Origin of the sequence: Chloroflexus sp. (assembly GCF_034435895.1) — a bacterium.
Lineage (GTDB): Bacteria > Chloroflexota > Chloroflexia > Chloroflexales > Chloroflexaceae > Chloroflexus.
This window is the reverse complement of sequence record NZ_DAOTWH010000268.1, coordinates 1-6,330: the sequence shown is the minus strand read 5'-3', so window position 1 is coordinate 6,330 and position 6,330 is coordinate 1. Positions and strand designations below refer to the sequence as shown.

The 6,330-nt window shown below is 57.4% G+C and carries 3 protein-coding genes; 2 read left to right on the top strand and 1 reads right to left on the bottom strand.

Going from position 1 to position 6,330, the window contains the following annotated elements:
* Window positions 1–423 precede the first annotated feature (423 nt).
* Entirely contained in the window at window positions 424–1,539 is a 1,116-nt protein-coding gene (locus U9R81_RS15330; protein ID WP_322496303.1) for an MraY family glycosyltransferase, read from the top strand.
* Window positions 1,540–1,936: 397 nt separating this feature from the next.
* Here the strand turns inward: U9R81_RS15330 and U9R81_RS15325 are convergent, their stop codons facing one another.
* Window positions 1,937–4,837, bottom strand: a complete 2,901-nt coding sequence (locus U9R81_RS15325; protein ID WP_322496304.1) for a G8 domain-containing protein — start codon at window positions 4,835–4,837, stop codon at window positions 1,937–1,939.
* Window positions 4,838–5,401: 564 nt separating this feature from the next.
* Between U9R81_RS15325 and U9R81_RS15320 the strand changes: the two genes are divergently transcribed.
* Window positions 5,402–6,217 (top strand): hypothetical protein, encoded by an 816-nt coding sequence (locus tag U9R81_RS15320; RefSeq protein WP_322496302.1) that lies wholly within the window; start codon window positions 5,402–5,404, stop codon window positions 6,215–6,217.
* Window positions 6,218–6,330 lie beyond the last annotated feature (113 nt).

Genomic DNA, 6,330 nt, shown 5'->3' with positions numbered 1-6,330 from the left:
TGCCCCCACCCCACCCCTCCCCCGCTGGGGGAGGGAGCCGTATGGTCATTGCGAGGGCGCGAAGCGCCCGAAGCAATCTCCCGCTTCAGCGGAACGAATGCCTGAGCGCATCACTCCCGTGCGCGGAGGAGATTGCTGCGCCGCGCGTGGGCAGAGCATCGCGCTGCCATTACGCGCGGCTCGCAAGGACAGGTGGGGAGCGGAACGGATGCCTGAGTACACATCTTCCGTCCTCGCGGGAAATTGCCACGCCGCGCTCCGCGCGGCTCGCAAGGACAGGGACAGGTGGAAAGTGGGCGCAATGACTGGTGGAAATGGCGCCATCACGCTGCTGATGGTACATGTCGTTGCAACGTTGCATTTAGACGGCTTTCCTCATATCATAAGCGGGAGGTTCGCGTTTTGAGGTAAAGCGACTAATGCATGCTTGTCACATTGGCTCTGCTCGGCGCGCCGCTGATTGCCTTCGCCGTCACGGCGCTGCTCATCCCGCCGCTGATCCGGTTGGCGCGCCGTGAAGGCTGGGTCGCCAAACCCGGCCCGCGCCACATTCATCGCGAGCCAACGCCGGTCGTGGGTGGGTTGGCAATGATTGCCGGCTTAGTCGCTGCGATCGTCGCCAGCCTTGCTTTTGAGTCACTCGATCCCGCTTTGCGCCGCTCGCCGTTTGAGCATCTGCGCATTGGGTTGCTCTTGATTGGGCTTTCCATCATCGCGTTTGTAAGCTTGCTCGACGATCTCTACGACCTGCCGGCGTTGCCGCGCCTCGGTGTGCATATCATCGCGGCGTTGGTGGCGGTTGGGCCGTATCTGTGGGATCACACCCTCTACCCCGATGCACTCGGCCAGCCGACCGAGGCGCGCGGGATTATTTTGACCGCGTTCAACTTTCCCTTTGTGAACCAGATTCATCTGCATAACCTGAGCCCATGGCTGGCGATCGCCGCTACCGTTTTCTGGATTGTGGGTATGCAGAATATGGTGAACTGGATCGATGGCCTCGATGGGCTAGCGGCGGGAGTGACGTTGATCGCCGGATTGGTGCTGACGCTGCACACGCTCACCCTCGACCCGCCGCAACTGACGGTCGCACTGCTGCCGCTGGCGCTCAGCGGCGCGTGCGCGGCGTTCTTGCTCTACAATACTCATCCGGCCCGTATCTTTATGGGTGATGTGGGGGCGATGGCGATCGGCTATACGCTAGGCATCTGCGCACTGATCGGCGGGGCGAAGCTGGCGACGGTCTTGCTGGTGCTCGGCGTGCCGATCGTGGATATGGCATGGCTGATTCTGACCCGCACGCTGCGGGGACGTTCAGCGGCGCAAGCTGGACGCGACCATCTGCACCATCGCCTGCTCGATCTTGGTCTGAGCCAGCGGCAGGTGGTGGCCTGTTATTATGGCTTAAGCATCGCTTTCGGCGCGATTGGGTTGCTTGATTTCTTTACCCCGCTGATGAAATTGGTGGCGTTGCTAGTGCTGGGCGGGGCGGTGCTGGTCGTGCTGCTGGTGTTGCAGCCGAAGCGCGTGCTGGCGTGATGGCGGAGGGGTTTTTTTACCGCAGAGGGCGCGGAGGACGCAGGGAGATGATCCTACTTCCCAAACCTTTGCGGCCTCCGCGCCCCTTTGCGTCTTTGCGTTTCACCCCTCTGCGCCTTTGCTCGCTTTGCGGCTTAATCGTTGCCCCACCACTTTCCCCTCTCCCGCTGGGTACAAGCGCGGGTAGAACATCTGATCCAGAGCCCGGCCCTTCAGGGCCGGGCTAGGGCTACGAAGCCCGCTGCGCGGGCTGCTGGCCCTCACGCCTAGCCCCTCTCCCACGCTAGTGGGAGAGGGGCTGGGGTGAGGGTACACCAGTGCATCGCAAAGCCGTCAACCATACTTACGCTGATACGTTCTGTCCGCCCTTGAACCTGAACACGGGAGAAGAAAGTCACTATGGCCGGTAGATCCGCACATTTGTCTGACGATAGAGGGACTTATCCGATAACGGATCTTCAAGTCCGGCGCCGAATATCGGCACCCCGCCGCGCACGTTAATCCATACGCGCTGGTTGGCTTGGTCGTGCCACATACTGTTGTCAGTCGCCAACATTGCGGCAAACGAAGTTACCAGCGTCAGATCGCGGCGTTCGGGCGCACCCGGCGCCGAGTGCTGATATCCCTCGCGGGTTGTCAAATAGGCCGCCACCCCACCACCACTACTAAAAGGCAAGCCAAGAATGATCTGATCGGACGTCGTGTGCATATTCGAGAGCGACAACCGTAGTTCGCGTTCCGGCGGCGGCAAGCTGGTCGAGCTATCGCGGAATTCGACCAGATAGCGACCTCCAGGAACAGCAGCGAAATGGCGCATCCATTGCGCAATATTGAACGTGTTGCGTACACCGCTGAAGCCCTCTTCAACCACCCATTGACTGATCGGTTGATTATCGGCATCAAGGCGGGTGATAGTCAGTGGCATCAACGGCTTAAATAGATCACCATTATCAATTCTGAAACCAGCTACGCCGTAGTACGGCCCACGGCAACTGCGTCCATTCTGCCCAACCGGGTCAACTGCTACACACTCTTGGCCGGCGGTGAGGAAAGGAACATCGTAGACCCAATAGTTGCCAGCCGGCCCCCAATAACCGTATGGATCCCAGAGTGCGCCAGCGAGCGCCGCATTGCCAGTTGGTGTATGGAGGTTAGGCGAGAGGACCCGACGGCCCGGATTGGCGTTGATCAACCGGTTGTTTGGGTTACGTACCAATCCACGATCTACAGGACGAGTGTAATAATCGTTGGTGGCAAATGCGCCACTCGCCCGGTCGCTGCGAGCATGGATAGGAAAGTTCACAATCACATTATCGAAGATATCGAATGTGCTATGATAGCTGGCGACCGCAGTATTTGGTTGTTCACTAAACAACGATTCAGGCACATCGCGGTTGTTGAGACTTGTGCCAACAATGAGCGAGTCGTAGATTTTGCCGTTATCGCCGGCGCCGGCAAAAAACATCCCCACATTATCTGCCGAGACGAAACGCACATAATCCGGAAACGTCACCCGATTCCACAAACCATTGTCATTGTTCTTGTATGTAGTGATGTCGCTGAGCGTGAACCGAACGCCGTTTGAAAAGTGGTACGGCCCGCCATCACTGGTTGGCATATACTTGATTTCAGAAGTGTTTCCTTTATCATCAACCGGTGCAAAATCAATGTTAACACCCGGTTTGCTGTTAGAATGGGCGATATTATGACTGAAGACGCCGAGCGGAAGGTTATGCGGACGAATCGGAACATTCTTGTTCGAGGCGAGCGGCTGTTGCGGAAAGGCTAGCCAAAAGCCATTGCCGGCAGCATCGGCGGCGACATTGCCACGCACAACGTTATCGGGATTGGTTAGCCAGAAACCCGACGGCCCGCGCCGGAAGTCGTTGCGATCACTTGGTAATAGGGGCTGTGGCGGTTGGCGCACGCGCAGCACCAAATTGCCTTCGATCACATTCCGGCGCTCAACGGCGTCTTCGAGAAAAATAGCGTGACCGGCAATATCGTAGCAAATATTGTTGCGGATTGTTGTCCCGTTCGTACCATGAATAGTAATGCACCGATTGGCCGAGTTCCAAATGCTTGAATGAGCCACCATCTGCGCCGTAGCATCACCGATCAACCGGCCATCAGCAGCATACGAAAGCAGGTGGAAGTGGATAGGATAGCGGCCAAATCGACCACCTTGCCCGACGCGACGCAATTCTACCCCATCGAGCCGTAAAACCCCATTACCCATGACCATGATATGAGCGCCAAAGCGCTGATCACGCCAGAGAGCGTCATCAGCACCTTGAATGACAATCCGGCGCGAGAGCAGCCCAACTTCAGCTCGCTCGTCAAGCACGAGCGGCGTCACTTCGGTGGTAGGGGTCTCGGTCATGCCAGTTGGACTGACATACTGTAACCGGCCCCAGCGCGCTTTGGTCAACGGCGCGGCCAATGTTATGTGCGAACCGCTTACGTTCTGTACCGTTAAGCGTTCCGTTTCTGCGACGCCGTAAAAATCGGTCGGTGCAATGACGATCTGATCGCCGGGTTGCCAATCGACAGTTTCCCGCAGCGTCAGATTGGTAGCACCAGCAGCAGCATGATCGTTCAGCGTTGTCCAAACCCGATTCGGCCTCAGGCCATACGCCTCGAGCGTGCCACCCATCAACAAAATCCCGCGCGTACCCATATCCATGACATTTTCATTCGGATCGGGCGCATTGAGCGTGATCGTAGCCCGATGCGCAAACGGCTCGGCAGGGCTGCCGATGCGGAGCCGGCCATTGCCGTGCAGCATAATCCAGCCGACCGTGAGATTGAGATCGCGCCGGTCGAAGATCAACTCGCCTTCGATCAGCAGACTTTGAAGCGGTGGCGGGCTGATATCGAGCAGCACCACCTTTCCGGCGGGGATCGTAACCGCCGCTCCGGCTTGGGGTAGACTGCCACCCCATGTTGCCGGCTGCGACCAACGCTCGATGGTTCGACTTGCTACCAGCGGCACAAAGATGGTATTGCCAGATTGTACTGTTACCACTCCCCGCATCGTGGGATCGATATCGCACACAAACAACGACTGGCCGGGATTGGTAAAAGTGTGGGTGAGCGTTTCGCCGGGTTGAATGAGTGGCGTGTCCCAACTGCCATCAATGGCGCGCAAACGATGAGGAGTTGCGCTTGGATTGTGCCAACGAACCGTTTGACCAGCTAACATTTGGAGATCGTAGCTCTGAGCAGGAGAAAGAGTAATCTCAGGCGATCCGGGTGCAGCCATCAATGAGATGAGCGGTGCGTTCAAAAAGAGCACGATCAGACAGCACAGGCCGAATATTGCACTAACGTGGAAGAATCGGCAATGAGTCACAGTAAAACCAGATCTTTCTAGGATGCGGAGTAGGATGAAAAGAATCGCATGGCAAGCATAGTATTTTAGCTATGCCTAGCGCACAACGCTGCTTTTGGCCAGTCTTACATGCAAAAAAGTAGTTGTTTTGAAATATTCTACTAATGTAATGATAGCCCGAAATCAATTTTGATAGCAATAGTACTTTGTTCTCATGCAATGTGATGACCATTCGTAAACGCACAACCTAATAGACCAATAGAGTGATGCGCTAGAGCGAGGAACCTCCATCGGAACGTGATAGGGCTGCATATCAGCCCATAGACTGTTGCTAGCCAAGCTAGAGTAAGGATGATATATATATGTACGATGTTGATCCTCAGATGCGAACATGTTCCAGCGAGGTTTCCAGATGGCCTAGCGCCCGTTTGGAGGTGCAACTAGTCGTCGTTACGTCTTCTTATAGCAAATGCAGCTTGACGTCTCTTTGCAAGGTTGAACGGCTCTTCTTAGTGACAGGCACCGCCTATGCGACGCTTTCTTGTGCTCGTCATTGCGCTTTGCCTGATCAGTGTGGATCACGCAGTCTTAGCCAGCCCGCCGCCAACGCGAGCGACGATGCCGCAGGCGCGCGCGGCGCCGCCAACTCGCCCCGGCCCGACGATCGAAACGTATGTACGCCCCGCATTTGCCGCGCGGATGCGACGTTTGCGCAGCGCAATACTGGCAGCGGCAGCGCGGCATAATCACCCGCAGCTATCGGGCATGAGCGACCGCGAATTTGCCGTGGTGATGGCAACGATCCTCTATAACGAGAACTTTGGCTGGGCAGAGGAGCTGGTCCCGCCGTTACGTATAGTGACGCCGTGGTACCAAGTTGCCCAACAACAAGCCAATTTGAGCGGCACGGGAGCCAATTTTAGCGTCTGGCCGGCCAATCTGCGGCCTTCGGTAGCCGCCGAGATACTGGCCGGCGAGGTACCGCTAGCCGATGGCAGTGTGCTGCGGGCGCCGTCAAGGGTGGAAGGCAGCCGGATCGATCCAGCGCAGTTTGCCGATCAGCGCGAGTTGTTTGCCGCGATCACCGCCGAGATTAGCAACGATGAGCTAGCGATTAACTACCTTGCCGCCAACCTTGAACGCGGCATCTTACGCGCGGCGATCGAAGGCCAGCCGATTTCGTGGCGCACGTTAGCGGCATGGCACAATCAGGGCATCGTTGATCCGGTGGCGATCCGGGCCAACCCCACCGCTCGCGATTATGTGCGCCGCGCGTCGGCCTACCTGCCGCTGGCGCGGACGTTGTTTGCCGCCGCCAGCCGGGCCGAGGCGCGGGCGGTATGAGACCGTAGAGACGGACGGCTGTCCGTCGCCATACCACGACGCAAAGCAAGCAAAGGCGCAGAGGTTTGTAACGCAAAGACGCAAAGGGCGCAATCGTAGAGATGGACGGCTGT